The sequence below is a fragment of the uncultured Caulobacter sp. genome (assembly GCF_937900395.1).
Lineage (GTDB): Bacteria > Pseudomonadota > Alphaproteobacteria > Caulobacterales > Caulobacteraceae > Caulobacter.
The window spans coordinates 1-25,314 of sequence record NZ_CALCDX010000071.1 but is presented as its reverse complement, the minus strand read 5'-3'; the positions used below and the strand labels follow the sequence as shown (position 1 = coordinate 25,314).

The following is a 25,314-nucleotide window of genomic DNA, read 5'->3' as shown; positions in this document are numbered from 1 at the left end:
AAGACCTCGGCTAGGTCGGCCCCGGACTTTCAGAATCGCGCGGCGGAAAACGCCGCGCCTTGGGCTTCGGGTAGGAGCGGAAAGCGGTCCGGCGATTTGAGCCATCGCCGGGCCGTTCCCACCTGGAGTAGGGACGTGGCCCCTCCACGTCCCGGGAAGGGCCCCGGAATCGTCGCCGGGGCCCTTCGTTCGTCTGGGTCAGCTTACGCCGTGACGTCGTCGGCGCCGTGCGACCACTTCTTGAGGATCGGCGACAGCGCAAGGAAGCCGACGCCGATCGCGACGGCGACCAAGCCGATGACGTTGAACACCTTCAGCGACGACGCCAGCGCCAGGGCCGGATCCAGCACCTGCCCGCCGACCGTCTCGGTCGCCGCCAGGCCAGCGATCTTGCCGCCGACCCACTGGGCGATGGCCAGGGCCAGGAACCAGACGGCCATCATGAATGAGACCATCGAGAGCGGCGACAGCTTGGTCATCTGCGACAGGCCGACCGGCGACATGCACATCTCGCCGGTGGTGTGCAGCATGTACATCAGCACCAGGAAGATCAGCGGCAAGCGGAACGCGCCGTCGGCGAAGGTCGCGCCCCACTTCAGCAGCAGGAAGCCCGCCCCGACCTGGATCAGCGCCAGGCCGAACTTGATCACCGGGTTCGGATCGCGTCCGCGCGCGCCCAGGAAGGTCCAGAGGGCGGCGAAGACCGGCGCGAAGATCAGGATCCAGCCCGCGTTCAGCATCTGAGTCTGAGGCGCGTTGAAGCTGGTGTTGACCCAGAAGGTGGACGCCGGATCGATGCCGGCCGCCTTCAGTTGCTCGCCCGTGGCCAGGGTGATCGCCCCGCCCAGCAGACGGACAGGCTCGCGCACCAGGTCCAGTTGGACATTGGTCGCGGCGAACAGGCTGAGCGAGGAGCCGGCCTGCTCGAACAGGGTCCAGAACACCACCGCGCCGAAGATCAGGAACACCGCCAGCGCCAGCCGCTCGCGTTCCGCCTTGGCGCACTTGGTCGCCATGAACCAGCCGATATAGGCCAGCGAGGCGATGATGCCGATGTTCAGCGCCATGCCGACGACGCCGTTGAACTGCACCAGGAAGAAGATGCCGACGAGGCCCAGCAGCGAGACGGCGTAGATCATCGTCTCCAGGCTGAGCGGGCCGAGGACCTTCTTCTTGAGAGCCTCGGGATGGGGCGGCTCGGCCTTGTTCTCCAGCCAAGGCTTGCCCAGCACGAAGACGATGAAGCCGGCCAGCATGCCCAGGCCGGCGAGGCCGAAGCCCGCCCACCAGCCGACGCTGACGCCCAGCAGACCGCAAAGGATCGAGGCCCAGAACGAGCCCAGATTGATGCCGTAATAGTAGAGGGTGAAGCCCGGGTCGCGGCGCGGATCGCCCTGCGGATAGAGCTGGCCGACGATCGTCGAGATGTTCGGCTTCAGGAAGCCGACGCCCAGGATGATCAGCGACAGGGCGAACCAGAAGACATTCAGATAGAACGGGTCGCGGGCGGCCACATCGAGCTTGTAATCGGCCTTGGGCAGTACGGCGGGGAGCGGTGCGGCGGCCGGCAGCCCCTTGATCTCGAAATCGCCCGTCTTGGTGGCGGCGACCTCGTAAGGCTTGCCGGCGACGACCAGCCGCGACACGCGCTCCTGGCCTCGGCCTTCGGACTGGAACTCATAGGTCGCGCCGCCATAGGTCAAGGTCTGGATGGCGGGTTTGCCCTCCACCGCCATGGCCAGGTGACCCGCCACCAGCAGCAAAGCGCCGAACGCGACCGCCTTGCGGGTGCCCAGCCACTTGTCGGCCAGCATGCCGCCCAGCAGCGGCAGCAGATAGACCAGCGAGGTGTAGGAGCCGTAGTGGCCCGACGCCGTCTTCGGGTCGAACAGGAAGTGCTGCGTCAGATAGAAAATCAGGATCGCCCGCATGCCGTAGTAGGAGAACCGCTCCCACATCTCGGCCAGGAAGCAGATGATCAGGCCGCGCGGATGGCCCTTGAGCAGCTGGATGAGGACGGGAATTCCGGTCACGAGCGTGATCAGGACGCCCGCGGCGATAACGATGTTCATACCCAAGCCTTGCCCAAGCTTTTAAGAAACGTGAGGAGCCGCGCGGACCGTCCCGGCGCGCCCCCCGACGCGGTCCGGGTCAAATCGTCCTCGCCGACCCCAATGGCCGGGGAGAAGATCACGCGGCCGGGCGTTTCACAAGCAACGGCTTGCCGTTCCAGCGCGCGCCATGCCGCCGGGCGGGAGCTTGGCCGCGCATCCGCGCGTTGATCGTCCGACGTTTTGTTTCTCGGGAGCCGAAGATGAAGATCCCCGACGCCAGCCATCCGATCACGATCGACCACGTCCCGGGCGTGGTGCGGGTGATTTTCGAGGGTCACGAAATCGCCGACAGCGACGACGTGCTCGTGCTGCGCGAGGCCGACTATCCGCCGGTCTACTACTTCCCGCGCGACAGCGTGCAGATGCCGTTCCTGCGCCGCACCGACAAGGTGACCCACTGCCCGTACAAGGGCGATGCGGCCTATTTCACGATCTATCGCGATCGCCAGATCATCGAGAACGCGGCTTGGTCCTACGAGGACCCGTATGCGGCCGTTGGCCCGATCGCCGGACGCGTGGCCTTCTATCCCGAGCATGTGGAGTTCCAGCTGGACGACCGCTCCCCCGCCGAGACCGAGGCGATGGATGTCGACGAGGTGGTGCGCCACACCGACAGCGGCTCGGGAAACAGCCAGGCCGAGCATTGGCCGCCAAACGTCGACATGCCCGATCCGGACAAGGTCGAGCCCGACCTGGACCCGCCCTACAAGGGCGTGGGCGCCATTTAGCCGCACCCCGTCGCCATTTGGTCGCATCCCGCCGGACTTAAGTCCGCGTTAAGAGCTGCTGGCGCGACCCTATGGTCGAGCTCCCGGCAGAGGGGCGCGGAGGAAACCCATGGCCTACGTTTCTTTCAATCACGCGGACGCCGTTCACGCCGCGACCGACCGCCCCCACATCGCCTGGGGCCGGCTAGCGGCGGTCGCCTTCGCTATCGGCTCATGGGCCGCGATCATCGCCGCCGCCCGGGCGATCTTCTGAGCCTCTAGTAGGCGCAGTCGGTGAACACCCGGCCGATGTCGCCCTTCCAGTCGCCGTTGTAGAGCGCCAGCAGGCGTTCGGCGGGCGTGATCCCGCTGTCGGCGATCTCTTCCAGCTCGCCGAGATAGATCGTCTCGTCCAAGAAGCCGCCATTGAGCTGGGCGCGGTTCTTAAGGCCCGACTTGGCGATGGCGACGAAGTCCTTGGCCACGTCCTGGACCGTTCGGCCGGCGACCTTGGCCTTCAGGCCCAGGCGCGGCACGTCGCGACGCAGGCCTTCGCGATCGTCGATCGTCCAGTCTTTGCAAAGGTCCCAGGCCGCCGCCAGGGCCGCGTCGTCGTAGAAGACGCCGGTCCACAGCGCCGGCAGGGCGCACAGACGGCTCCAGGGGCCGGCGTCGGCGCCGCGCATCTCCAGATAGGTCTTCAGGCGCACTTCAGGGAAGGCGGTCGTCGTGTGGTCGGCCCAGTCCTTCATGGTGGCGATCTCGCCCGGCAGCTCGGGCAGCTTGCCCTCGATGAAGTCGCGGAAGGATCGGCCGGCCACGTCGATGTACTTGTCGCCCCGCTTGACGAAGTACATCGGCACGTCGAGGGCGTAGCGGGCGTAGCGCTCGAAATCGAAGCCGTCCTCGAACACGAACGACAAAAGGCCCGTGCGGTCGGGATCGGTGTCGGTCCAGACGTTGGCGCGGGCCGACAGGAAGCCGTTGGGCTTGCCTTCGGTGAACGGCGAATTGGCGAACAGCGCCGTGGCGATCGGCTGCAGGGCCAGGCTCATGCGGAACTTGGCGGCCATGTCGGCTTCGCTGGAGAAGTCCAGATTGGCCTGCACCGTGCAGGTGCGCAGCATCATGTCCAGACCCAGCTTGCCGACCTTGGGCATGTAGTTGCGCATGATCACGTACCGGCCCTTGGGCATGACCGGCACCTCCTCGCGCTTCCACAGCGGCGAGAAGCCTAGGCCCACGAAGCCCAGCCCCAGTTCGTCCGCGACGGTCTTGACCTCGTCGAGGTGCTTGCCGGTCTCGTCGCAGATGTCGTGCATGGTCGCCAGCGGCGCGCCCGACAGCTCGAACTGCCCGCCTGGCTCCAGGCTGACATTGGCGCCGTTGCGCTCCAGCCCGATGATCGTCGGGCCTTCCATGACGGGCGTCCAGCCAAAGCGCTGCAGGCCCGTCAGCAGGGCGTGGATCCCCTTGTCGCCCTCGTAGGGAACAGGAGCGTGCGAGTTGAGGTAGAAGCCGAACTTCTCGTGCTCGGCGCCGACGCGGAACGCCGCCTTGGGCTTGCAGCCCCGCGCGAAATAGTCGGTCAGATCGGAGAGCGTCAGCGGACGCTCCTGGACGCTAGCGGTGTCGGCCATGCAAGCCGTCCCTCCCCAGGGGTTGCGATGCTGCGGGAGGAGAGGGCCCATTCTCTCCGCCGACGGCGATACTACTCGGTCACGCCCAGTTGGGCGTTTTCTTTGCGAACCTCAAGGGGCGACCTTGAGCTTAATTCTATCTCCAATCCCCGGCCGCCGCCTGCCAAAGCGTCATGGCCGAGATCGCGGCGGTGTCGGCGCGCAGGATGCGAGGGCCCAGCGACACCGGCGTGACGAAGGAAAGTCCCCGCAGACGTTCGCGTTCCTCCGGCGCGAAACCGCCCTCGGGCCCGATCAGGATCGCGGCCGGAGCGCTGGTCCCCGCAAGCGCCTCGATCGCCGGCCTGGCGTCGCCGCCCTCGTCGCAGAAGACGAGGCGTCGCGCGGGATCCCAGCCGTCCAGGATCTTGTCCAGCTTCTCCGGATCGACGATCTCGGGCACGTCGAGGCGCCCGGTCTGCTCGGCCGCCTCCATGGCGATGGCGTCGAGGCGCCCCAGCTTGACGAAGTCGACATTGGTGCGGCGCGTGATCGTCAGGCGAACGCGGCGCGCGCCCAGCTCGGCGGCCTTCTCGACGATGGTCTCCACCCGCCCGCGCTTGACCATGGCGATGATCAGGTCGAGGTCCGGCCCGATGTGCATGGGACGGGTCTGTTCTTCGGCCTTCAAGAGGCACCCGCGCTTGGTCGCCTCGACGATGCTGGCGCGCCATTCGCCGTCGCGGCCATTGAACAGCAGCACCTCGTCGCCGACCGAAAGGCGCATGACCGAGGTCAGGTAGCGGGACTGGTCGACGGTCGGGACGACGCCGGCCCCAGCCGACAGGTCGTTGGGAACAAAAAGACGGATCATGGCGTCGTTCTAGCGCAAGTCAGCTTTCCGGGGGTAGGCTCACCGCATGAGCAAGTCCGACGACTACGACAACGAACTCGTCCAGCTGCAGCTGGCGCTGATCGCGATGCAGAAGAAGGCCATCAAGGACGGCTGGAAGATCCTGGCCATCTTCGAGGGCCGCGACGCGGCGGGCAAGGACGGCACGATCGCCCGCATTGTCGAGCATCTCTCCAAGCGCGCCACCATGGTCGTCGCCCTGCCCAAGCCGACCGAACGCGAAGCCAGCGAGTGGTATTTCCAGCGCTATGTCGAATACCTGCCGGCTTGCGGCGAGGCGGTGCTGTTCAACCGCTCCTGGTACAACCGCGCCGGGGTCGAGCGGGTGATGGCCTTCTCGACGCCCAAGCAGCAGGAGCAGTTCCTGCGCGACGTCCCCGCCTTCGAGCGGATGCTGGTTGAGAACGACACCCGCTACGTGAAGTTCTGGCTGGACATCAGCCGCGAGGAGCAGGCCAAGCGCCTGAAGGCCCGCCGCGAAGACCCGCTGAAGGCCTTCAAGACCAGCGACCTCGACAAGGTCGCCGAGGAGAAGTGGGACGACTACACGGCCGCGCGCGACGAGATGCTGATGCGCACTCACAGCGACGTCGCGCCCTGGATTTGCGTCCGCGCCGATCACAAGAAGGCCGCCCGGCTCAACGTCATCCGCTGGCTGCTGCACGCCGCCGGCGACAAGAAGATCGCCAAGGCAGTGGCCAAGCCTGATCCTGAGGTGATCTTTTCGTTCGAGCCCAGCGCGCTGCAGGACGGGCGGCTGGCGCGCTAGCGCGCAAAAGTTCGCCGCCAGCGTCACATCGGCCGTCCTCGCCTCGTCTCATCCTCGACGCCATCAGGGCGAAGAGGAGAAGACGAACATGACGCGCTTGAATTGGTCCGAGGTCGCGCCCGAAGGCGCGAAGGCCCTGTTCGGGGTCCACCACTACGTCACCACGGTCGGCAGCCTGCCCGCGGAGCTGATCCATCTGGTGTTCCTGCGGGTCTCCCAGATCAACGGCTGCGCCCATTGCATCGATCTGCACAGCCGCGACCTGCTCAAGACCATGTCCGTCGACAAGCTGGTGCTGGTTCCCGTGTGGGACGAGGTTCCCCACCTCTTCTCCGACCAGGAGCGCGCCGCCCTGGCCTGGGCCGAGGAAGTGACGCGGGTCAGCGAGACCCACGCCTCGGACGAGGCCTACGCGGCGGCGGCCGCGTCGTTCACGCCGAAGGAGCTGGTCGATCTCACGATCACCATCGCGGCGATGAACGCCTTCAACCGCCTGGGCGCGCCGTTCCGCCTGCCGGTCGCCGCCAAGACCTGATCGTCAGCGCCTCTTCCGCGCCGCGCGCTCGGCCGCGATCGCCGCGTTCTGGGCGATGCGACAGCGGACGATGTCTTCGATCAGCGCCGGCGGCAGCGGCGCGTCGGGCTGGAAGCGGATCGTGCCCTTTGCCGTCTCGTAACCCTTCAGACGATCGGCGAACGCATCGATCACCGCGCCCGGATAGAAGGCGCAGTGCTTCGCGGCCGCGCCGAAGTGCACGAGATTGCCGTTCAGCTTGAAGGTGGGCAGGCCATAGCTGATGGCCTCGGTCGCCTCGGGGGCGATGGCGCGGATCTGGTCCCGAAGAGTCTCCAACGCCGCCCGTTGGCCAGCGGGCAGCTTGGAGAGATAGTCGTCGATGGACGCGGCGGGGGGCTTCATCATCGGTCGTTCCTCGATCGCTAGACCTCAGGACGTTCGCCGAAGCTCCCCGCCGACAGACCTTCGACTATTTCGCGCCGTACAGCGCCATGACGTCCTTGCGGAACGCCGCGCCGCTGTCGGGACGGCTGTAGAACATGTGACCGCCCGGATAGTTGGACAGGGTCACCCGGCCGGCGGCCGTCGCCGGCATGGCGTCGACGACCAGGCGCGAGGCGAAGAACGGGCACGACAGGTCGTTGTAGCCGTGGACGATCAGCACCTTCAGCTTCGGATCGACCGAGACGACCTTGCGCAGGTCGGACACCGACTCGGTGTCCGGACCCCGGCCACGGTCCCACAGGCGGTTGACGGTCCCCGACAGCGCCTCGTAACGCGCCTCCGGCTTCCAGCCGACGATGCGGGTGGTGAAGTCGACGATGGCGCTGGTGGTCGGGGCGATGATCGCGTCGAGGATCGGGTCGTTAACCTCCTGCTCGGGCGCGAACGGGAAGGGGTCCAGCGAGGTGACGTTGCTGTCGTAGCGGCTGCCCAGGCGCCCCTTGTCGCGGAACACCTCGCGCAGGAACGACTGGGTCTCCAGGCGGCCGCCGGCGCGGCGCACATAGTCCGGATCAAGCCCGGTCATGGCCGAGACCTTGGTCGTCAGGCGCTGGAGGGCGGCCCGGTCGGAGCCCTTCATCAGGTCGACCATGTATTCGCCGCGCGTGTAGTCCTCGACGGCCTTGATGGTCTCGGGCGTCAGCTTGCCGTCCCGCTCCAGCTTGGCGGCGGCGATCGACGGCAGGGTCCACATCGACGGCAGGGGCGAGATCTCCTGCGAGGCGCGGCCGGCGCTGGTCAGCAACGGCGAGACCAGCACGACGCCCTTCACGGCGACGCCGAGATCGGTCTGCAGCTCATAGGCCAGGCGCGGCCCGCGGAAGCCGCCATAGCTCTCGCCGACCAGGTACTTTGGCGAGGCCAGGCGCTCGGTCTTCACGAGATAGTCGAAGACGATCCGCGACAGGTACTCGATGTCCTGCTTGACGCCATAGAAGCGCTTCTTGGTCTCGTCCTCGCCGACCAGCGAGCGCGAGAAGCCCGTGCCGACCGGGTCGATAAACACGAGGTCGGTGAAGTCCAGCCAGCTGGCCGGATTGTCCTGCAGCTTGCTGAAGTCCGACGGGCTGTCGCCCTCGGCGCCGAACTGCACGCGCTTGGGGCCCAGGGCGAAGTTCAGATAGACGCTGGCGGCGCCCGGGCCGCCGTTGAAGGCGATCGTGATCGGCCGGTTCGGGTCGCGCGGGCCGTCCAGCACGTACGAGGTGTAGACCACCTCGGCGACCTTCTTGCCCTTTTCGTCGCGCACCGGCAGCGAACCGACGGTGGCCGTATAGGCGATGGTCTTGCCCGCGATGACGGTGGTCTGCTTGACCGACTTGTCGGCCGGGAAAGCCGGCAGATCGAGGCCCTTCTCGGCAGCCGGCTTGTCGCCGCCCTTGTCCTGAGCCAGGGCGGGCGTAGCCAGCCCCGAACCCGCCAGCATCAACGACGCCACCACGGCCGCGACGCCGCCCCCGAAAGCCTGTTTCATGTTCGTCCCCTCGACTGAGGACGAAATTGCTAGGGCAACCTGCAAATCTTCACAACCGTTCCAAAGCGTGCTCGCTTGCGGAAAACCCAGGGAGACGCCGAGGATGGATAAGAGCAGCGCGAGAGCCGCCGCCGTGACGCGACTGGCGATCGGCCTGGCCCAGGGCGTCGCCCTCTTCCTGCTGCAAAAAGCCGACGAGTCGAAGAGCTGGCCCGCGACAACGCCGATGCTCTATGCGCCACTGCTGCTCTGCGTTCTAGCGGTCCCGCTGATTCCGCTGTCGGCCCTTTCGGCGATGCGTAGAAGCGCCCTGCTGGCCTGGAGCGCGGTCGCCGCGGCGCTGGTCGCGATCATGGCGATCCATGCCGCCTGGGTTGGCGCGGCGCCGGACCGGCTGGGCGCGGGCCCCTTGTCGCCGCCGCTCTTCGTCGCCGTGGCCGCCCTGCTGTTCATCGCCCACCACCTGGTCCAGCCGGCCGAGGCGGCGGGCAAGCCCGTGGCGCCCTACGCCGACTATTTCGACCTGGTCGGGACCAACGCCGTTCGCCTGTTCCTGTCCCTGGCCTTCACCGGCGCCTTCTGGCTGCTGCTGTTCCTGGCCGGGGCGCTGTTCAAGCTGATCGGCGTCGAGGCCATCCAGAAGCTGATCGGCGAGACCGCCTTCGCCTTCCCCGCCACCGGCCTGATGTTCGCCGCGGCCGTCCACATGGCCGTGCAGTTGACCGAGGCCCGCGCGGGCTTGGTGCGCGGCGTAAGGACCGTGGGCCTTGTGCTGCTGGCCTGGCTGCTGCCGCTGATGGTGGTGATCGCCGGCGGCTTCCTGGCCACCCTGCCGTTCACGGGCCTGGCGCCGCTGTGGAGCACCAAGGCCGCTGCGTCCCTGCTGCTGTCGGCCGCCGCGGCCTTGATCATCCTGATCAACGCCGCCTACCAGGACGGGCTCGAGCCGCCCAACCCGATCCTGCGCTGGGCAGCCCGCGCGGCAAGCCTGCTGCTGATCCCGATCGTGATCCTGACGGCCTATGCCCTGTGGCTGCGGATTCATCAGTACGGCCTGACCCCGGACCGGGTGATGGCTGTGACCTATCTGATCGTCGCAGTGGGCTTCACCGTGGGCTACACCCTGGCGGCCCTGCGCTCGGCGACCTGGATGAAGGCGGTCGAGCCCACCAACCTGGTCATGGCGGCCATCTCTGTCCTGCTGCTGATCGCGCTCTTCACGCCGATCGCCGACCCGGCGCGGCTGTCGGTGGTCAGCCAGGTCAAGCGGCTGGAATCGGGCAAGGTCTCGGCCGAGAAGTTCGACTACGCGTTCCTGCGCTTCGATAGCGGGCGCTATGGCCGGCTGGCGCTGGAACGGCTGAAATCGGATCGAAACCCGCAAGCCGCAAGGCGCGCGCGCGAGGTGAAAGCAGAAACGAACCGCCCTGGCCTGCCGGTCGCGAAGCCCGACTACGCGATGATCACCGTCTATCCCTCGGGCTCCAAGCTGCCAGAGACGTTCGTGAACCAGGACGCGAATCCGCCCGCGCGGGGAACCTGCGACGGCTCCAATCCGGGATGCTTCGCGGTGCTGCTCGACGTGGACGCCGACGGCGCCGACGAGGTCCTGCTGGGATCCGGCGAGACCCTGGACGTCTACAAGCTCTCCGACGGCCGCTGGCGCCGCGTGGCCCGCACCGTGTCCTATTGCTGGGTCGGCGATCTGCAGGCCGCCCTCAAGGCCGGAAAGCCACGCCTGAGCGCGCCGGAGGCCCGCCGTGACATCCTCATCGGCGAGCACGCCCTGGCGCTGACCCCGGTCCAGGAAGGCTGCCCACGGCGTTCGGGGCCTGACCCGGACTTCCCGGCCGCTAGCCCACGCCCTCGCTGATCGCGTTGAGGCGCGCATAGACCCCGCCTTGGGCCTTCAGCTGGTCGTGGCGGCCTTCCTCGACGACGCGGCCCTTCTGGAACACGAGGATCCGGTCGGCGCCGCGCACTGTCGACAGGCGGTGGGCGATGACGATGGTCGTGCGCCCCTCCATCAGCGCCTCGGCGGCGGCCTGGACCAGCCCTTCCGTCTCGACGTCCAGCGACGAGGTCGCCTCGTCCAGCACCAGGATCGGCGCGTCGGCCAGGAAGGCGCGGGCGATGGCCACGCGCTGGCGCTCGCCGCCCGACAACTTGACGCCCCGCTCGCCGACCAGGGTGTCGTAGCCCTGGGGCAGCTTCAGGATGAAGTCGTGCGCGCGCGCCTTCTTGGCGGCCGCCTCGACCTCCTCGCGGGTGGCGTCCGGCTTGGCGTAGGCGATGTTCTCGAACAGCGAGCGGTGGAACAGGGCCGGGTCCTGCGGCACCACCGCGATGGCGCGGCGCAGCGACGCCTGGGTCACCTTCGAGACATCCTGGCCGTCGATCACGATCGAACCGTCCTGCAGGTCGTAGAGGCGCTGGACCAACTTGACGAAGGTCGACTTGCCCGAGCCGGTCGGCCCGACCAAGGCCACCCGCTCGCCGGGCGCGATCCGGAGGCTGAAATGGTCGTACAGCGGCGCGCCGGCCGCCTTGTAGCGGAAGGTCACGTCCCGGAACTCGATCGCGCCCGGCCCCGGCTTGAAGTCGGGCGCGCCGGGGGCGTCGGCGATCTGGGGATCCAGCCGCGTCCAGGCCGCGACGTCCTCGGTATCGTCCAGACCCTTCTGCAGCATGCGGATGTTCTCGCCCAGGTTACGCAGATAGCCGCTCATCAGCATGAAGGCGGTGATGGCGAAGGCGACGTCGCCGGGCGAGGCCGTGCCTTGCGTCCAGCCCCAGACCATGGCGCCGGTCAGGCCCGCCTGCAGCACGACGAGCAGCAGGTTCTGGCCCAGCCAGACGTCGGTGAAGCGGCTCCAGGTGACCATGACCGCGTCGCGCCAGGCGGCCGTGACCTCGGCCAGGCGTTGGGCCTCGCGCTCTTCGGCCCCGAAGCTCTTCACGGTCGGATTGGAGGTCACGGCGTCAGCCAGGGCGCCGCCGATCTGGGAGTCGAGGGCGTTGGACTTCAGGTTGCTGGGCCGGACATAGCGCTCGGTGACCCACAGGTTCACCGACAGATAGGCCACCACCACGACCAGCGAAATCGCGCCGGCCAGCGGCTGGCGGATCAGCATGGCGATCGACAGGCCGACCAGCACGATGACGCCCGGCCCCAGCCAGATGGTGACCGCGTCGGTGACGCTGTCATAGCCCCACATGGCGCGGGTCAGCTTGCGCACGGTCGCGCCAGCGAAGCTGTCGGCGTGCCAGTCCGACGAGAAGGCCTGCACCTTGGCGAAGCTCTCGTTGGTCATCTCCTCCATGTTCCGGGCCGCCAGCGGGATCCAGAACCGGTGGGCGATGTTGCGCACCACCGCGAAGGCGAAATAGACGCCGATGAACATCGCCAGCGCCGACCAGGCGCCGGCGTCGCCGCGCGGCTTGCTGGCGACGGTGTCGACGAGGTGTCCCGAGGCGTAGGGCAGAGCGAGGTCGAAGCCGACCGCCACCAGGGTCAGGCCGACGCCCAGGCCGAACAGCAGCGGCCGCCGCTTCCAGAAGCGCGCCACGAAGGCCAGCACCTGCCGGTTGGACAGCGCGCGCTTCCTGGCGCCGATTTCGTCTTCGTCCTCGAGGATGTCGGTCATGGGCCGCTAGATAGGGCCTTCGAGCCGCTAGCGGGAGGCGCCTTTTCGCCGCCCGAACGGCCGCCAGCGTAGAAAGCCCCGGATCGCCGGTCCGATTACGGGCGTGCGCAGCATCGGGCGGACGGCGTGGGGACGGGTCTTCAGGAAACAGACCACCGCCCCGATCCAGAACACGGTGGTGGGCAGGCCCGGGGTCACGATGCCGACCGCGCCGGTGGCGACCAGCACCCCGCCCAAGCCGTCCAGCGCCCAACGCTCGGCGCGGGTAAGACGACGGCGGCGCGATTTACGATCCGGGGCGGCGGAAGCCATGCCCCGATCCTCGCGCCCAGCGAATGCGCTGTCGAGAGGATTGAGAGCCGCTCGCAACATCGCGAACCCTTAAGCGGGGTGGAAGCGCAGGCCTGTCGGGCGAGGCCCCTGGGCGAGACGCCGCCGGATGCGCGGTCCGAACTTGGTCGCCGAGGTCAGGCGCGCGACCATGCCGCGATCGCCGGACTTCTCGAACAGCCGCGCGGCGGCGGTCCACAGGCCGGTGGTGACCGGATGCGGCAGGACGATCCCGGCCGCGCCGCCGGCCAGCAGCAGGCTCCAGCCCGAAACACGAAGAGCGGCGGTGGTCATTGGGGAACCTCCTAAGGAAAAGGCGGGGAGGACCTACGGAGCGGCGATGCGATCCTCCCCGGAAACGTCGCCTATTCGGCGGCGATGGCGATGTCGGCGATCGAGACGCCCACGCGCTGGGCGACGCCCGCGGCGTAGGCCGGATCGGCCCGGTGGAAGTGGACCAGCTGGCGCTTGATGATCGCCTCGGGCACGCCCTGCATGGCCGCGGCGATGTTGTCGAACAGCTGGGTCTGCTGGTCGGGGCTCATCAGGCGGAACAGGGCGCCAGGCTGGCTGTAGTCGTCATTGCCGTCCCGGTGGTTGAACCGGTCTGCGTCGCCGTGCAGCGGCAGCGGCGGCTCGGCGACCGAGGGATCCTCCACAGGCCCGCCGAAGCTGTTGGGCTCGTACCAGGCGTCGGTGCGCGGCGGGCTGTCGAAGCGCATCGCGCCGTCGGCGTGGTAGTGGTGCACGGGGCAGCGCGGACGGTTCACCGGCAGGGCCTCGTAGTGCGTGCCGATCCGGTAGCGGTGGGCGTCGGCATAGGCGAAGATCCGCGCCTGCAGCACCTTGTCCGGCGAGAAACCGATGCCCGGGACGATGTTCGACGGCGAGAACGAGCTCTGCTCCACCTCGGCGAAGTAGTTGTCCGGATTGCGGTTCAGCTCCAGAACGCCGACCTCGATCAGCGGAAACTCGCCGTGCGGCCAGACCTTGGTCAGGTCGAACGGGTTGTACGAGGTCCGCTCGGCTTCCTCTTCGGTCATGACCTGGACGAAGAACGTCCAGCGCGGATGGTCGCCACGCTCGATGGCTTCGAACAGGTCGCGCTGGGCGCTCTCGCGGTCATTGGCGATGACGGCATTACCCTCGGCGTTCGTCCAGTTCTTGATCCCCTGCTGGGACTTGAAGTGGAACTTCACCCAGACGCGCTCATTGGCGGCGTTGATGAAGCTGTAGGTGTGGCTGCCGAAGCCGTGCATGAACCGGTAGCCCTGCGGCAGGCCGCGATCGCTGAACAGGGTCGTGACCTGGTGCAGGCTTTCAGGGCTCAGGCTCCAGAAGTCCCACATCGCCGTCGGCGAGCGCAGGTTGGTCGCCGGGTGACGCTTCTGGGTGCGGATGAAGTCGGGGAACTTCAGCGGGTCGCGGATGAAGAACACCGGCGTGTTGTTGCCGACGAGGTCCCAGTTGCCCTCCTCGGTATAGACCTTCAGGGCGAAGCCGCGCACGTCGCGCTCGGCGTCGGCCGCGCCGCGTTCGCCGGCCACGGTCGAAAAGCGCAGCAGCACCTCGCTCTCCGCGCCCGGCTGCAGGGCCTTGGCCTTGGTCCAGCGGCTGATGTCCTGGGTGATCTTCAGCGTCCCGTAAGCGGCCGAGCCCTTGGCGTGGACGACACGCTCGGGGATGCGCTCGCGATTCTGGTGAGCGAGCTTTTCCAGCAGTTGGTAGTCCTGCATCAGCAGCGGACCGCGCGGACCGGCGCTGATCGAATTTTGGTTGTCCGCGATCGGCGCGCCGGCCGTCGTCGTCATGGTCGTCTTGGTCATGGCTGCCTCCGCCGTGGATGTGAGCGAACCTTGGCCGCCGGCCCTCGATAAATCCAATTGATCGTTTTTCGCGACGAGATCGGATTTCTCTATGCTCGCTTCGGAAAGCATGACCGATCGGCCGACGACGGGCTTGAAGGCGATGGCTGCTCTTTTCCGCTTATGCTAGCGCGGGTAAGCCTGCCGCCATGACCACGCACGCCATCCTGCCCGACGCCGCGGCCACGAACTGGGTCGACCGCCATGCGCCGCCGAGCTTGAGGCCCTGGCTGAAGCTGGGCCGCTTCGACCGGCCGGCGGGAATCTGGCTGCTGATGCTGCCCGGCTGGCAGGGGATCGCCCTGGCCGCCGCCGAGCAGGGCCGTTGGCCGAGCCCGCTGTTGCTGCTGGCCGTGTTCGTCGGCGCGGCGCTAATGCGGGCGGCGGGCTGCGCGTTCAACGACATCGTCGACCGCGACTTCGACGCCCAGGTGGCCCGCACCGCCATGCGCCCCATCCCGGCGGGACTGATCACCGTCAAGCAGGCCTGGGGCTTCCTGGTCGGCTGCAGCCTGGTGAGCTTCCTGATCCTGGTCTGCCTGGGCTGGACCGCGATCTTGCTGGGCGTGCTGTCCCTGGGCCTGGTCGCCGCCTATCCGTTCATGAAGCGGATCACCTGGTGGCCGCAGGCGTGGCTGGGCCTGACCTTCAACTGGGGCGCCCTGCTGGGCTACGCCGCCGCCGTCGGGCATCTGTCCTGGTCCGCGGCCCTGCTCTACGCCTCGGGGATCTTCTGGACCCTGGGCTACGACACGATCTACGCGATCCAGGACATCGAGGACGACGCCCTGGCCGGCATCAAGTCCTCGACGCGTCGCCTGGGCAAGCACGTGAAGCTGGGCGTCGCGGGCTTCTACGCCGTCTCGACGGTCCTCGTGATCGCGGCCGCCTGGGTCGGGAGCCTGGGCCCGCTGTTCCTGCCCTTCGCCGGCGCCTTCGCCCTGCATCTGTCGCGGCAAGCAGCGGCCGTGCGGGTCGAGGACGGGCCTGGCGCGCTGAAACTGTTCAAGTCGAACGCGGTGGCGGGTTTGCTGGTCGTGGCGGGGCTGGTCGCTGGCCTCTGGAGGCCGGGCGTCAGCTTCTAGAACGGCCCCTGCTGGTAGACCCGCTGCATCACCCGGTTCAGTTCGGCCAGCCGCCGATCATAGCTCCTCGCCAGGCACGCCTGATTGGCGCCGCAGGCGTGGCGGCTCTTCAGCCAGGCGCGCTGGTCGCCGATGATCGCATCGCGTCCGCCCATCGGCACGAGATGGCGCGTAATGCCGTACAGCTGGTCGACGCGGACATCCTGGTCGTTCAGCGCGCGGTTGGCGCAGATGGCGCGCTCGTCAGCGGCTCGCGCCTTGCCGCAGTCGAAGCTGGCGGCGGCGGCGGGCGTAGCGGCCGCGGCGACCAGCAGAAGAGCGGTGATCAGACGGCGCATCAAAACCTCCGGAACTCGTGACGTCGGGTCATCCTGTCGGGGGTAAGCTGAATGTGCGATGATCGTTCCATGGCCGTCGCCGCCCGCGTCAAACCGCAGGACCTGTTCACGCCCGACGAATGGACGCGCATTGCCGCGCGCTCGTCCTGGCGGGGGATCGCGATGGTCGCGCACGCTTGGGCGGTGATCGTCGCGGCCGGGGCCCTGTTCGTCGCCTTCCCCAACCCGCTGACCTACATCCTCGCCGTGATGCTGATCGGCGCGCGGCAGCTGGGCCTGGCGATCCTGATGCACGAGGCCGCGCACGGGGGGCTGCATCCCAACCTCAAGGTCAATGACTGGCTGGGCGAGTGGTTGTGCGCCGCCCCGATCGGCGCCTCGCTGGCGCGCTATCGGCCCTATCACCTGACCCACCACAAGTACGCCCAGCAGGCCGAGGACCCCGACCTCGTCCTATCGGCGCCCTTCCCCACCACCGCCGCCTCGCTGCGTCGGAAGATGATCCGCGACCTGACCGGCCAGACCTTCTTCAAGCAGCGCTTCGGGCCGCTGCTGGGCAAGGCCAAGGGCGATACGCCCAAGGGCGCGATCGTCGCCGGCGAGTTGGCGCGGCAGACGCCGTTCCTGCTGTGGAACCTCGGCATCCTGGCCGTGCTCTCCGCCCTTGGCCTGTGGTGGGCGTGGCTGGCGCTGTGGATCGTGCCGATGGCCACCTGGTTCCCGCTGGTCACGCGCCTGCGCAACATCGCCGAGCACGCCCTGGTCGCCAAGGACGAGCCCGACCCCTTCCGCCACGCTCGCACCACCCATGCCAACTGGATCGAGCGCGCCCTGATCGCGCCCTACCACGTCAACTTCCACGCCGAGCACCACATGTTCATGCACACGCCGTGCTGGAACCTGCCCGTCGCGCACCGGCTCCTGGAGAAGAAGGGCTTGACCCAGGGCATGCTGACCGCGCCGGGCTACCTGTCGGTGTTGAAGGCCGCGTCGAGCAAACCGGTCGCCGCCTAAGCCGGGGCGTGCTCTAACGCCGTCCATGATCGTCCAGACCCTGGAAGGCCGCAGGGCTTTCATTCGCGAGAACACCCGCCTGCAGGCGCCGCCGCATACGCCGGAGCTTGCGCTGCATCTGGCCGACGAGGTGACGCCGATCTGGAAGCTGACCGAGGAGGCGCTGGAGGAAATCGGCCTGCCGCCGCCGTTCTGGGCCTTCGCCTGGGCGGGCGGCCAGGCCCTGGCGCGCTATGTCCTCGACCACCCCGAGCTCGTGGCCGGCAAGCGGGTGATCGACTTCGCCACCGGCTCGGGCATCGTCGCGGTGGCGGCCATGAAGGCGGGCGCGGCGAGCGTGCTGGCGGCCGACATCGACGTCTTCTGCGAGGCGGCGGTCGGCCTGAACGCCGAAGCCAACGGCGTCGAGATCGGCTTCACCGACCAGAACCTGCTGGACGCCCCGCCGCCGCCGGCCGACGTCCTCCTGGCCGGCGACATCTGCTACGAGCGGCCGATGGCCGAGGCGGTGATGGCCTGGCTCACCCAAGGCCGCGCGGCGGGCGCGCGCGTCCTGATCGGCGATCCCGGCCGCACCTACTTCCCCAAGGACGGGCTCGAGAAGCTGGCCGAATACCAGGTGCCGACCACCCGCGAGTTGGAAGACCTGGCCGTCAAGCGCACCAGCGTCTGGACTCTGCCGTAACGCCGAACTAGAACAAATAAAGAACATCGTTTGAGGAGATCGCCATGCGTGAAGACGGCAAGATCGACTACATCGAATGGCCCGCCGGTGACCTGCCGGCCACCAAGGCCTTCTATTCGGCCGCCTTCGGCTGGAGCTTCGTCGACTACGGCCCCGACTACGCCGCCTTCGAGGGCGAGGGTTCGGACGGCGGCTTCGCCAGGCCGCAGGAAGGGTCGAGCGACCGGCCGCTGGTCATCCTCTACGCCCACGATCTGGAGGCGATGCTCGACAAGGTGATGAAGGCCGGCGGAACGATCACCGCCCCGATCTTCAGCTTCCCCGGCGGCCGCCGCTTCCACTTCACCGACCCGTCCGGCAATGAGCTGGGGGTGTGGAGCGCGACCGGCGTCGAATAGTCGAGCGCGGCGAATCGCGATCGGTTCGCCGCCTGCTTTTCCGAGGGGGGAACACATGCGGGCCTTGTTGGCGAGTGTCGCGCTGCTGGGAATGACCGGAACCGCGCGGGCCGAGGATCAGCCGCCGGCCCCGATCCCGGGCTCCGTGAAGGCGTTGGAAGGCTGCTGGCGCGGCGACGGCGAGGTGATGGGCAAACCGGTCGAGATCACGCTGAGCGTGAAGCCCGCGGCGCTCGGGACCGCGCTGACCGTCGACGCCGACAGCCGCGCCAAGGCCGATCCGACCGACCGTTACGCCGCCCACCTGATCCTAACAGGTCGGGGTCCCGCGCCCAAGGAGGGACCGGCCACGGGCGTCTCCGGCTTCTGGGCCGACAGCTTCGGCGGCGACTTCACCGCTGTCGGCAAGGGCGAAGCGGTCCCGGGCGGCTTCGACATCACCTACCCCTATCCCGACGCGGCCTTCGTCAACCGCTGGCGGCTGGACGGCGGCAAGCTGTCCTGGTCCATCGTCGCGCGCGCCGGCGGCAAGGACGCGCCCTTCGCCGCCTACGCCCTGACCCGCGCGGCTTGCCCGGCCGAGTAGGCTCGTCGGCCGGCGCGCATTAAACCGTCACACAGCCACGCTAACGTCCGCCCCCTGACGATCGAGGGGATGGCGGGCGAACCATGACGGCGGACAAGAGCTGCGGGTCCTGCGGCCTGTGCTGCAAGGTCCTGGCGATCGAGGCGTTGGACAAGCCCGACGGCGTCTGGTGCGGCCACTTCAAGAAGGGCGGCGGCTGCGGCTTCTATGAGCATCGGCCGGCCGCCTGTCGGGCTTTCGAGTGCCTGTGGCTGACGTCGGCTCGGTTGGGCGACGAATGGCGGCCCGACAAGGCCGGGTTCGTCATGTATTCCGACCGCGACGGCAAGCGGCTGAACGTCGTGGTCGACCCGGGCAAGCCCGCCGCCTGGCGGCGCGAACCGTACTTTTCCTACATCAAGGCGATGTCGCGCCGGGCGCTGGACGGCTATGAGCTCGTCGTCTGCGTCGGCGACCGCCGGATAGTGGTCTTTCCTACCGAGGAGATCGACCTCGGCGTCCTGCCGCCCGACCGCAAGCTGGTCAGCGGCTATATCGAGCGGGACGGCGCCCTGACGCCCTTCGCGATGGTCCTCGCCGACGCGGATTAGAACCGCGGATGGAACGCCCTCGGGCTCCAGCCGAAGTCCCGCGTGGCGTCGGACGAGTCGAACGTCAGGTCCTGGCCCATGCGCGTCCCCATCGCCGCGGTAGCGCCGGGATAGAAGGGCTTGGCCAGCCGCATCAGCAGCGCGAACAGCCAGGTCGGCATCGGCAGGGAGCGCGGCGTCTTGCACAGACCCTCGAAGATGCGGTCGACCATAGCCCGATAGGTCAGGGTCTCGCCGCCGACCAGATCATAGGCCTGGTTCCGCGCCGTCGACGCCTTCGCCGCCGCCAGAGCGCCGACCGCCAGATCAGCCGCGTGCACCGGCTGGCGCAGACCCTCGCCGCGTCCCGACAGCGGCATCACGTGGAAGCGTCGGACCAGGCGCGCGATGCGGCTGACGTTCTCGTCGTGGCCCTCATCATAGATCAGGGTCGGCCGCAGGATCGTCCAGGCGACGCCGTTAGCCGCGCACCAAGTCTCGATCGCCTGCTCGGCGTCGGTCAGCGCCTTGGCGACCGCGCGCTCGCCGGGCTCAGGCGAGTCGACCTTGGTGAAGCGGCTGGTCGAGGAGAAGGCGATCAGCCGGACCATGCCGCGCGCCTTCAGGCCGGGCAGCAAGGCCGGCAACAGCCAGATTGGCGACAGCGAGAACACCGTCGCCGCGGGCGGCAGGCGCGCCTCCGCGTCCGGATCGGTCAGGTCGGCGTCGACCCAGCAGGCGTCGCCGCCGGGCGGGCGACGGCTGATGGCGACGGGATCGAACCCCTCGTCCGCCAGCCGGGCCATCAGGTGGCCGCCGATCAGGCTGGTCGCGCCCAGCACCAGGATGGGCGTCTTGAGGGTGTTGTCGAAGTCCATGACCCACATATAGTCGCGCCGCCGAGGGGTTGCCCATGACCTATGACGACGTCGTCGCCTTCGCCCTGCGCCTGCCCGGCGTCGAACACGGGACCGCCTATGGCCGCCCGTGCCTGAAGGCGCACGGCAAGTTCCTGACCCGACTGTTCGAGGACGGCGAAAGCCTGGTCTGCCCCGGCGTGCCTTTCGACGAGCGCGAAATGCTGATCGAGGCCGAACCGGACGTCTTCCATGTCACGGACCATTTCCGCAACTATCCCTACGTCCTGATCCGCCTGGCCGGCGCTCATGCCGGAACGGTCGAAGGGCTGGTGCTGCGCCAGTGGCGCGCAACCGCGCCCAAGAAGGTGTTGAAGGCCTGGGACGAAGACCGAGCGACGGGAACCGCATGACCGACAAGACCAAAGCCTGGCGCGCTCTGATCGCGCTGATCGCCGCCTCGGGGCCGCTGCTGCAGTACGGCCTGATGGCCTATGATGAGACCCTGGCGACCCTACCCGCCAAGACCGTCGAGTTCTTCAGCTACTTCACGATCCTGTCGAACGCCCTGGCCGCCATCGCCCTGGCCGCGCCGTTGATCGCGCCGGATAGCCGCCTGAGACTTTGGGCCGAACAGTCCGGCCCGCGCGCGGCGATCGCGACCTATTTGGCCATAACGGCGGTGGTCTATCACACGGTGCTAGCCCACACCTGGAACCCGCAGGGCCTGCGCCTCGTCGCCACGACGCTCAACCACACGATCACCCCGGCCGCCTTCCTGCTCGACCTGGCCCTGCGTGGAGGCGCGGGCGAGGCGCGCTGGATCGCGGCCTTGAAGGCGATGGCCTTTCCCGTCCTGTTCGGCGCCTGGACCCTGGCGCACGGCGCGATCTCGGGCTTCTATCCGTATCCCTTCATGGACGTGACCAAGCGCGGCTATCCCGCCGTCCTGCTGACGATCGTCCAGATGGGCGTTGCTTTCGCGCTGGTCTGCCTGATCTTCATCGCCTTCCTGCGCGTTCGGACCCGGATGGCGCCGGCCAAGCCGGCCCCCATATCCGCCTGACCGCCTTTTCTCGGAGTTCTCGATGTCCAAGCTCGTCCCCGCCATTCGCTCCGGCGACGTCCTGATGCCCGCGATCGGCTTTGGCACCTGGCAGCTGGAGAACGGGACCGCCGTCCCGCTGGTCGAGAAGGCCCTGGAGGTCGGCTATCGCCACATCGACACCGCCCAGATCTATGGCAACGAGCAGGATGTCGGCGCGGCGATCAGGAACAGCGGGATCAAGCGCGACGAGCTCTTCGTCACCACCAAGGTCTGGATCGACCAGTTCGCCGATGGCGACCTGCAACGCTCCACCGAGATCAGCCTGGAGAAGCTCGGCCTCGACCACGTCGACCTCCTGCTGCTGCACTGGCCCAAGCCCGACGTGCCGCTGGCCGAGACCCTGGGCGCCCTGAACGAGGTCCGCGCCAAGGGCTGGACCCGGGCCATCGGCCTGTCGAACTTCCCTTCGGCCCAGCTGGAAGAGGCCGCCAAGCTGTCGGACGCCCCGATCGCCACCGACCAGGTCGAATACCACCCCTACCTGTCGCTGAAGACCCTGAAGGCCAAGGCCGACGAACTGGGCGTCTCCATCACCGCCTGGTCGCCGCTGGCCCAGGGCAAGGTCGCCCAGGAGCCGCTGCTGATCGAGATCGGCCGCGCCCACGGCAAGACGCCCGGCCAGGTCACCCTGCGCTGGATCATCCAGCAGGGAATCATCGCCATTCCCCGCACCAGCAACCCGAAGCGGGTCGAGGAGAACTTCGACATCCTCGACTTCGAGCTGTCGGAGAAGGAGATGGCCGAGATTCACGGCCTGGCCCGCCCCGACGGTCGGATCGGCGACTGGTTGGACAAGGCCTATCGCTGGGACGCGGCATAGGCCGGGAGCGCTCCAGGATCCGTCGCCATCTCGGTGATGTCGACGGATCTCCGCCTCCAGCGCGCCGGCGGAACACCCTCGATCTGGCCGAACACCCGGGTCAAATGGCTTTGGTCCGCGAAGCCGCAGGCCAAGGCGATCTCGGCGATGGTGAGATCGCTGGACACGAGCAGATTTTTGGCCTGCTCGACCCGGAGCAGCAGCCGCCAGCGGCGCGGCGTGGCGCCGAAGGTCTGCTTGAAGGCCTTGATGAAATAGCCGTTGGAAAGGCGGCAGGCGGCCGCGAGTTCCGACACCGTGGGCGCATCCTGGTCCAGCCGCGCCATCATGCCGACCGCCCGCTTCCGCTGCCATAGCGATAGGCCGCCCTTCGCGATCTCGGGCGAATTCGTGGCCGGAAGCGGCGCGTCGAGAACACCGCCAGGCCGTGCGGCAGCCCATGAACCGCGTTCGGTCGCCGCGCCAGCCGCCGCCGCGATCACGCGCAGGATATCCCGCACCCCGTCCAGATCCGGATCGGGCCGCCTCAGGCGGCTCAGGCCGTCTTCGACACTGGAGAGGATGATCGCGATCTCGGGCGCCGCCTCGCTGGAATCGACGCGACGGTCCCGGAACCGGACCGCTCCGTCCCGACGCACGGAATCCCCATGCCGATCATGGGCCTTGTCGCAATGCATGGCGCGCGCCTTCCTTGCCCGCGAAGACGTCATGCTTTCGCGGCCGTCATGGCGAACGTCGCCCCTTCGCCACCGTGTCTCAATCTCGTCAGGTGGGCCAAGGCTCACCCTTTCGGGTCTAGCCCTCGGAACGCGGGCGCGCGGGAGTCAGCGATCCTGAGCTTGAACAGCTTTGACGGCGTCCTCGATGACGGCGGCGATCTCCTGGGGATGCGACAGGATCGAGTAGTGACTGGACGACAGGACGGTGGTCTTGGCGTTCAACTTCTTGGCCAGGTCGCGCTGCAAGGCCGGGCTCAAGGCGCGGTCGTCGGCCGAGACGACATACCAGGACGGGCGCGTCTTCCAGGCGGCGGTCGTGACCTTGTCGCCGAAGGCGCCGGCGCCCAACGCGCCTTGCGTGGCGGCTAGAACCTTGGCTTCGGCCTTCGGGAGATCCTGGCCGACATCCTCGGCCACCCCCTTCTCGCTCAGATACAGGAAGCCCTGGCCGTCGGCGACGACCTCGTCGAGCACGGGCTGCTTGGGATAGGCGCCGATCAGATCGCCGCCGCTCTGTCCCTCGCTGTTGGCGAACGCGGCGACATAGACCAGCGCCTTGACCTTGGGATCGTCGCCCGCCTGGGTGATGACGCTGCCGCCCCAGCTGTGACCGACCAGGACGACCGAGCCCTTGGCATAGCTGATCGCCCGCTTCGCCGCGGCGACGTCGTCGGCCAGCGAGGTCAGGGGGTTCTGGACGCTCAGCACGTTGACGCCCTTGGCCTGCAGCAGCGGAATGACCTTGTTCCAGCTCGACCCGTCGGCCCAGGCGCCATGCACGAGGACGACGGTCACCGGCTTGGCGTCGGCGACGGCGGCGGGCGCGGCATGGGCGGGCGCGACGGCGAAAAGGCCGCCCACGGCGACCAAGGCGGAAGCCGTCGCGCTGATCATCAAGGTCTTGAGCATGCCGCAGATCTCCGGGCGCCCGCCGCGGCGGGAACTGGGTCAGGCCCCGACGATCGCCGGCGCCACGTCCGACGTTAGGGCGGCGCTTCGCGGCGGGGCTTGTATCGGATGGCGGCGTTTGGGTGGGAGTTGCTCAAATAGCCCCCTCTAGCCGGTCGCTGCGGACGCCATCCCGTGAAGGCTCATCACCTCGCCCCCCACCAAAACTCGCTCCGCTTTCAGATGAAGCCGGTTTCATCCGGCCTCGAAAGCGCCTAGGTAAGGCTCAACCTGAGCATAAGAATGCGGGGACGAGCGAACATGGACGACGCGGGCGTGAGCTTGCAGGCGACGATGGCGGACATGGGCCGGGCGGCCCGCGAGGGCGCGCGCGCCCTGCGCCTGGCCTCGCCAGAGCAGCGCACCGCCGCGATCCGCGCCATGGCGGCGGAGATACGCAAGGCCGCCCCTGCGATCCTGGCCGCCAACGCCGAGGACCTGGCGCGCGCCGAGGCCAATGGCGTCTCCGGCCCGATGCTCGACCGCCTGGCCCTGGACGCCGCGCGCCTGGAAGGCGTCGCCGCCGGGGTCGAGGCCGTCGCCGATATCCCCGATCCGCTGGGCGTGGCGACCTCGCGCTGGACCCGGCCCAATGGGCTCGACATCAGCCGCGTGCGCACGCCGATCGGCGTGATCGCGATGATCTACGAAAGCCGTCCCAACGTGACGGCCGACGCCGCGGCGCTGTGCGTGCGCTCGGGCAACGCCGTGATCCTGCGCGGCGGGTCGGAGTGCATCGCCTCGAACCTGGCGATCCACGCGGCGATCGAACGCGGCCTGGAAGCGGCCGGCCTGCCCGTCAGCGCGGTGCAGGCGGTGAAGACGCCGGACCGCGCCGCCGTCGGCATGATCCTGCAGGGCCTGGACCGCTCGATCGACCTGATCATTCCGCGCGGCGGCAAGAGCCTGGTCGCCCGCGTCCAGGCCGAGGCCCGCGCCCCGGTGCTGGGCCACCTGGAAGGCCTCAACCACGTCTTCGTCCACGCCGCCGCCGACGTGAAAAAGGCTACCGACATCGTCGTCAACGCCAAGCTGCGCCGGGTGTCGGTCTGCGGCGCGGCCGAGACCCTGCTGGTCGACAAGGCCGCCGCCGCCTCCCTGCTGCCGCCGATCGCGGAGGCTCTGGTGGCCGCCGGCTGCGAGCTGCGCCTGCCGGCCGACAGCGTGATGTCGGTGCCCGCGGGCACGCTGACCGTGCAGGCGCCGGCGTTGCGCGTGGTGGCGCGCGAGGCCGGTGCCGCCGGGCGGATCGTGAAGGGCGCCACCGGCGTCTATGATCTGGCGCTGGCGGCGGCCGAGACCGGTCCCGAGGCGTAGCCCGACCCGCGCAATCGGCGCCGTTCTTCGGAAGTTTACATAATGCTTATTATGCGAAATGAAGATAGGATGGCGGGGAAGGGCCCCTCGTTGAATTTGCAGGGAAAATGCCAACGGGCGCCCGGTCGCGATGACCGAGAGCCCGTTTTCCTCGCTCCAAAACCCGAGCTTTCGCAGGGATTCTGGCCCATTTGCCGCCTTTCGGCGGATGCCGTTACCGAAGGACGGTCGCGTACGGGTCGGTACGCCGCGCCGGCGCAAACGGCGATGCGATCCCGATGCCGTACAAAACCCCCCCGTTCGAGAGCGCCCAGACCCGGTCGGCGAACGCCACCGGCGCCTGGGTAAAGCCGGTCCCCGGATCGATGCCGTCGATGGCGCGCCCGTCGACGGGAGACAGCAAAAACAGCC

At 68.3% G+C, this 25,314-nt stretch carries 28 protein-coding genes and 1 pseudogene; 15 read left to right on the top strand and 14 right to left on the bottom strand.

Features of this window, described 5'->3' with window-relative positions; translation table 11 throughout:
- Positions 1 to 203: 203 nt before the first annotated feature.
- Complete coding sequence (locus Q0379_RS06265) at positions 204 to 2,072, bottom strand: peptide MFS transporter (protein WP_299005804.1); 1,869 nt, start codon at positions 2,070 to 2,072, stop codon at positions 204 to 206.
- Positions 2,073 to 2,314: 242 nt separating this feature from the next.
- On the opposite strand from Q0379_RS06265, the gene Q0379_RS06260 reads away from it, so the two are divergent.
- Positions 2,315 to 2,842 carry a DUF427 domain-containing protein gene (locus Q0379_RS06260; protein ID WP_299005801.1) on the top strand — a complete coding sequence of 176 codons (528 nt, stop codon included), beginning with the start codon at positions 2,315 to 2,317 and terminating at the stop codon, positions 2,840 to 2,842.
- 109 nt (positions 2,843 to 2,951) lie between these two features.
- Entirely contained in the window at positions 2,952 to 3,095 is a 144-nt protein-coding gene (locus tag Q0379_RS06255) for a hypothetical protein (RefSeq protein WP_299005799.1), read from the top strand.
- Between the two features lie 4 nt (positions 3,096 to 3,099).
- On the opposite strand, the gene Q0379_RS06250 is transcribed toward Q0379_RS06255, so the two are convergent.
- Both Q0379_RS06250 and Q0379_RS06245 read right to left on the bottom strand, forming a co-directional pair.
- Positions 3,100 to 4,461: a glutamate--cysteine ligase gene (locus Q0379_RS06250; protein ID WP_299005797.1), complete on the bottom strand. Its 1,362-nt coding sequence runs from the start codon at positions 4,459 to 4,461 to the stop codon at positions 3,100 to 3,102.
- A gap of 136 nt (positions 4,462 to 4,597) precedes the next feature.
- A complete protein-coding gene (locus tag Q0379_RS06245; protein WP_299005795.1) occupies positions 4,598 to 5,314 on the bottom strand; it encodes a 16S rRNA (uracil(1498)-N(3))-methyltransferase in 717 nt (238 codons plus the stop codon).
- A 46-nt stretch (positions 5,315 to 5,360) separates the two neighbouring features.
- Here Q0379_RS06245 and ppk2 point away from each other — a divergent pair, with 46 nt between their 5' ends.
- Together ppk2 and Q0379_RS06235 are read left to right on the top strand one after the other, a co-directional pair.
- Positions 5,361 to 6,122 (top strand): polyphosphate kinase 2, encoded by a 762-nt coding sequence (gene ppk2, locus Q0379_RS06240; protein ID WP_299005793.1) that lies wholly within the window; start codon positions 5,361 to 5,363, stop codon positions 6,120 to 6,122.
- 88 nt (positions 6,123 to 6,210) lie between these two features.
- On the top strand, positions 6,211 to 6,657 hold the full coding sequence (locus Q0379_RS06235; protein ID WP_299005790.1) for a carboxymuconolactone decarboxylase family protein: 447 nt from the start codon (positions 6,211 to 6,213) through the stop codon (positions 6,655 to 6,657).
- 3 nt (positions 6,658 to 6,660) lie between these two features.
- Here the strand turns inward: Q0379_RS06235 and Q0379_RS06230 are convergent, their stop codons facing one another.
- Both Q0379_RS06230 and Q0379_RS06225 read right to left on the bottom strand, forming a co-directional pair.
- Entirely contained in the window at positions 6,661 to 7,044 is a 384-nt protein-coding gene (locus Q0379_RS06230) for a DUF1801 domain-containing protein (RefSeq protein WP_299005788.1), read from the bottom strand.
- A gap of 64 nt (positions 7,045 to 7,108) precedes the next feature.
- Positions 7,109 to 8,617, bottom strand: coding sequence for a S10 family peptidase (locus Q0379_RS06225; RefSeq protein WP_299005785.1), 1,509 nt, complete (start codon positions 8,615 to 8,617; stop codon positions 7,109 to 7,111).
- A 103-nt stretch (positions 8,618 to 8,720) separates the two neighbouring features.
- On the opposite strand from Q0379_RS06225, the gene Q0379_RS06220 reads away from it, so the two are divergent.
- On the top strand, positions 8,721 to 10,490 hold the full coding sequence (locus Q0379_RS06220; RefSeq protein ID WP_299005782.1) for a DUF4153 domain-containing protein: 1,770 nt from the start codon (positions 8,721 to 8,723) through the stop codon (positions 10,488 to 10,490).
- Here the strand turns inward: Q0379_RS06220 and Q0379_RS06215 are convergent.
- The 4 genes from Q0379_RS06215 to Q0379_RS06200 all read right to left on the bottom strand — a co-directional run bounded on the left by Q0379_RS06215 (position 10,471) and on the right by Q0379_RS06200 (position 14,420).
- Entirely contained in the window at positions 10,471 to 12,264 is a 1,794-nt protein-coding gene (locus Q0379_RS06215; protein ID WP_299005780.1) for an ABC transporter ATP-binding protein, read from the bottom strand. The two genes, Q0379_RS06220 and Q0379_RS06215, sit on opposite strands and share 20 nt — an antisense overlap.
- Before the next feature lie 27 nt (positions 12,265 to 12,291).
- A complete protein-coding gene (locus Q0379_RS06210) occupies positions 12,292 to 12,576 on the bottom strand; it encodes a DUF454 family protein (RefSeq protein WP_299005775.1) in 285 nt (94 codons plus the stop codon).
- Positions 12,577 to 12,645: 69 nt separating this feature from the next.
- Positions 12,646 to 12,888 carry a hypothetical protein gene (locus Q0379_RS06205; protein ID WP_299005772.1) on the bottom strand — a complete coding sequence of 81 codons (243 nt, stop codon included), beginning with the start codon at positions 12,886 to 12,888 and terminating at the stop codon, positions 12,646 to 12,648.
- Between the two features lie 71 nt (positions 12,889 to 12,959).
- Positions 12,960 to 14,420, bottom strand: a complete 1,461-nt coding sequence (locus Q0379_RS06200; protein WP_299005769.1) for a catalase — start codon at positions 14,418 to 14,420, stop codon at positions 12,960 to 12,962.
- A 188-nt stretch (positions 14,421 to 14,608) separates the two neighbouring features.
- Here Q0379_RS06200 and ubiA point away from each other — a divergent pair, with 188 nt between their 5' ends.
- Positions 14,609 to 15,544 carry a 4-hydroxybenzoate octaprenyltransferase gene (gene ubiA, locus Q0379_RS06195; RefSeq protein WP_299005766.1) on the top strand — a complete coding sequence of 312 codons (936 nt, stop codon included), beginning with the start codon at positions 14,609 to 14,611 and terminating at the stop codon, positions 15,542 to 15,544.
- Here the strand turns inward: ubiA and Q0379_RS06190 are convergent.
- A complete protein-coding gene (locus tag Q0379_RS06190) occupies positions 15,541 to 15,882 on the bottom strand; it encodes a lysozyme inhibitor LprI family protein (protein ID WP_299005763.1) in 342 nt (113 codons plus the stop codon). The two genes, ubiA and Q0379_RS06190, sit on opposite strands and share 4 nt — an antisense overlap.
- 69 nt (positions 15,883 to 15,951) lie before the next feature.
- On the opposite strand from Q0379_RS06190, the gene Q0379_RS06185 reads away from it, so the two are divergent.
- The 5 genes from Q0379_RS06185 (at position 15,952) to Q0379_RS06165 (ending at position 19,155) form a co-directional block, all read left to right on the top strand.
- Complete coding sequence (locus tag Q0379_RS06185) at positions 15,952 to 16,896, top strand: fatty acid desaturase family protein (RefSeq protein ID WP_299005761.1); 945 nt, start codon at positions 15,952 to 15,954, stop codon at positions 16,894 to 16,896.
- 25 nt (positions 16,897 to 16,921) lie between these two features.
- Positions 16,922 to 17,581: a methyltransferase gene (locus Q0379_RS06180; protein WP_299005758.1), complete on the top strand. Its 660-nt coding sequence runs from the start codon at positions 16,922 to 16,924 to the stop codon at positions 17,579 to 17,581.
- A gap of 44 nt (positions 17,582 to 17,625) precedes the next feature.
- Positions 17,626 to 17,979, top strand: a complete 354-nt coding sequence (locus tag Q0379_RS06175) for a VOC family protein (RefSeq protein WP_299005755.1) — start codon at positions 17,626 to 17,628, stop codon at positions 17,977 to 17,979.
- 55 nt (positions 17,980 to 18,034) lie between these two features.
- Positions 18,035 to 18,565, top strand: a complete 531-nt coding sequence (locus Q0379_RS06170; protein WP_299005753.1) for a hypothetical protein — start codon at positions 18,035 to 18,037, stop codon at positions 18,563 to 18,565.
- Positions 18,566 to 18,648: 83 nt separating this feature from the next.
- Entirely contained in the window at positions 18,649 to 19,155 is a 507-nt protein-coding gene (locus tag Q0379_RS06165; protein WP_299005750.1) for a YkgJ family cysteine cluster protein, read from the top strand.
- Here Q0379_RS06165 and Q0379_RS06160 read toward each other — a convergent pair.
- Positions 19,152 to 20,012 (bottom strand): NAD-dependent epimerase/dehydratase family protein, encoded by an 861-nt coding sequence (locus Q0379_RS06160; RefSeq protein WP_299005747.1) that lies wholly within the window; start codon positions 20,010 to 20,012, stop codon positions 19,152 to 19,154. The two genes, Q0379_RS06165 and Q0379_RS06160, sit on opposite strands and share 4 nt — an antisense overlap.
- A 29-nt stretch (positions 20,013 to 20,041) precedes the next feature.
- On the opposite strand from Q0379_RS06160, the gene Q0379_RS06155 reads away from it, so the two are divergent.
- Genes Q0379_RS06155 through Q0379_RS06145 form a run of 3 tightly spaced genes read left to right on the top strand, consistent with a single transcriptional unit; the run spans position 20,042 to position 21,919 of the window.
- Positions 20,042 to 20,404: an MmcQ/YjbR family DNA-binding protein gene (locus tag Q0379_RS06155; protein WP_299005742.1), complete on the top strand. Its 363-nt coding sequence runs from the start codon at positions 20,042 to 20,044 to the stop codon at positions 20,402 to 20,404.
- A complete protein-coding gene (locus Q0379_RS06150; protein WP_299005739.1) occupies positions 20,401 to 21,057 on the top strand; it encodes a Pr6Pr family membrane protein in 657 nt (218 codons plus the stop codon). Before Q0379_RS06155 ends, Q0379_RS06150 begins: the two co-directional genes overlap by 4 nt.
- A gap of 22 nt (positions 21,058 to 21,079) precedes the next feature.
- Complete coding sequence (locus Q0379_RS06145; protein WP_299005736.1) at positions 21,080 to 21,919, top strand: aldo/keto reductase; 840 nt, start codon at positions 21,080 to 21,082, stop codon at positions 21,917 to 21,919.
- Here the strand turns inward: Q0379_RS06145 and Q0379_RS06140 are convergent.
- A complete protein-coding gene (locus Q0379_RS06140) occupies positions 21,898 to 22,596 on the bottom strand; it encodes an AraC family transcriptional regulator (RefSeq protein ID WP_299005733.1) in 699 nt (232 codons plus the stop codon). The genes Q0379_RS06145 and Q0379_RS06140 overlap by 22 nt on opposite strands.
- A gap of 147 nt (positions 22,597 to 22,743) precedes the next feature.
- Positions 22,744 to 23,547, bottom strand: a complete 804-nt coding sequence (locus tag Q0379_RS06135) for an alpha/beta hydrolase (RefSeq protein ID WP_299005730.1) — start codon at positions 23,545 to 23,547, stop codon at positions 22,744 to 22,746.
- Between the two features lie 300 nt (positions 23,548 to 23,847).
- Between Q0379_RS06135 and Q0379_RS06130 the strand changes: the two are divergent.
- Positions 23,848 to 24,750 (top strand): annotated as a pseudogene (locus Q0379_RS06130) (glutamate-5-semialdehyde dehydrogenase); the annotation flags it as partial.
- 367 nt (positions 24,751 to 25,117) lie between these two features.
- Here Q0379_RS06130 and Q0379_RS06125 read toward each other — a convergent pair.
- The coding region (locus Q0379_RS06125) for a hypothetical protein (protein WP_299005728.1) at positions 25,118 to 25,314 on the bottom strand (197 nt) is incomplete at its 5' end.

What these genes read in the sequence shown, in the direction of transcription:
- ubiA (WP_299005766.1), top strand. Translation starts at nt 14,609, where the DNA reads ATGACCACGCACGCCATCCTGCCCGACGCCGCGGCCACGAACTGGGTC.
- Q0379_RS06255 (WP_299005799.1), top strand. Translation starts at nt 2,952, where the DNA reads ATGGCCTACGTTTCTTTCAATCACGCGGACGCCGTTCACGCCGCGACC.
- Q0379_RS06205 (WP_299005772.1), bottom strand. Translation starts at nt 12,888, where the DNA reads ATGACCACCGCCGCTCTTCGTGTTTCGGGCTGGAGCCTGCTGCTGGCC.
- Q0379_RS06150 (WP_299005739.1), top strand. Translation starts at nt 20,401, where the DNA reads ATGACCGACAAGACCAAAGCCTGGCGCGCTCTGATCGCGCTGATCGCC.
- Q0379_RS06220 (WP_299005782.1), top strand. Translation starts at nt 8,721, where the DNA reads ATGGATAAGAGCAGCGCGAGAGCCGCCGCCGTGACGCGACTGGCGATC.
- Q0379_RS06135 (WP_299005730.1), bottom strand. Translation starts at nt 23,547, where the DNA reads ATGCTCAAGACCTTGATGATCAGCGCGACGGCTTCCGCCTTGGTCGCC.
- Q0379_RS06180 (WP_299005758.1), top strand. Translation starts at nt 16,922, where the DNA reads ATGATCGTCCAGACCCTGGAAGGCCGCAGGGCTTTCATTCGCGAGAAC.
- Q0379_RS06145 (WP_299005736.1), top strand. Translation starts at nt 21,080, where the DNA reads ATGTCCAAGCTCGTCCCCGCCATTCGCTCCGGCGACGTCCTGATGCCC.
- Q0379_RS06235 (WP_299005790.1), top strand. Translation starts at nt 6,211, where the DNA reads ATGACGCGCTTGAATTGGTCCGAGGTCGCGCCCGAAGGCGCGAAGGCC.
- Q0379_RS06225 (WP_299005785.1), bottom strand. Translation starts at nt 8,617, where the DNA reads ATGAAACAGGCTTTCGGGGGCGGCGTCGCGGCCGTGGTGGCGTCGTTG.
- Q0379_RS06165 (WP_299005750.1), top strand. Translation starts at nt 18,649, where the DNA reads ATGACGGCGGACAAGAGCTGCGGGTCCTGCGGCCTGTGCTGCAAGGTC.
- Q0379_RS06200 (WP_299005769.1), bottom strand. Translation starts at nt 14,420, where the DNA reads ATGACCAAGACGACCATGACGACGACGGCCGGCGCGCCGATCGCGGAC.
- Q0379_RS06215 (WP_299005780.1), bottom strand. Translation starts at nt 12,264, where the DNA reads ATGACCGACATCCTCGAGGACGAAGACGAAATCGGCGCCAGGAAGCGC.
- Q0379_RS06250 (WP_299005797.1), bottom strand. Translation starts at nt 4,461, where the DNA reads ATGGCCGACACCGCTAGCGTCCAGGAGCGTCCGCTGACGCTCTCCGAT.
- Q0379_RS06170 (WP_299005753.1), top strand. Translation starts at nt 18,035, where the DNA reads ATGCGGGCCTTGTTGGCGAGTGTCGCGCTGCTGGGAATGACCGGAACC.
- Q0379_RS06160 (WP_299005747.1), bottom strand. Translation starts at nt 20,012, where the DNA reads ATGGACTTCGACAACACCCTCAAGACGCCCATCCTGGTGCTGGGCGCG.
- Q0379_RS06190 (WP_299005763.1), bottom strand. Translation starts at nt 15,882, where the DNA reads ATGCGCCGTCTGATCACCGCTCTTCTGCTGGTCGCCGCGGCCGCTACG.
- Q0379_RS06175 (WP_299005755.1), top strand. Translation starts at nt 17,626, where the DNA reads ATGCGTGAAGACGGCAAGATCGACTACATCGAATGGCCCGCCGGTGAC.
- Q0379_RS06230 (WP_299005788.1), bottom strand. Translation starts at nt 7,044, where the DNA reads ATGATGAAGCCCCCCGCCGCGTCCATCGACGACTATCTCTCCAAGCTG.
- Q0379_RS06260 (WP_299005801.1), top strand. Translation starts at nt 2,315, where the DNA reads ATGAAGATCCCCGACGCCAGCCATCCGATCACGATCGACCACGTCCCG.
- Q0379_RS06265 (WP_299005804.1), bottom strand. Translation starts at nt 2,072, where the DNA reads ATGAACATCGTTATCGCCGCGGGCGTCCTGATCACGCTCGTGACCGGA.
- Q0379_RS06185 (WP_299005761.1), top strand. Translation starts at nt 15,952, where the DNA reads ATGGCCGTCGCCGCCCGCGTCAAACCGCAGGACCTGTTCACGCCCGAC.
- Q0379_RS06245 (WP_299005795.1), bottom strand. Translation starts at nt 5,314, where the DNA reads ATGATCCGTCTTTTTGTTCCCAACGACCTGTCGGCTGGGGCCGGCGTC.
- Q0379_RS06210 (WP_299005775.1), bottom strand. Translation starts at nt 12,576, where the DNA reads ATGGCTTCCGCCGCCCCGGATCGTAAATCGCGCCGCCGTCGTCTTACC.
- Q0379_RS06140 (WP_299005733.1), bottom strand. Translation starts at nt 22,596, where the DNA reads ATGCATTGCGACAAGGCCCATGATCGGCATGGGGATTCCGTGCGTCGG.
- ppk2 (WP_299005793.1), top strand. Translation starts at nt 5,361, where the DNA reads ATGAGCAAGTCCGACGACTACGACAACGAACTCGTCCAGCTGCAGCTG.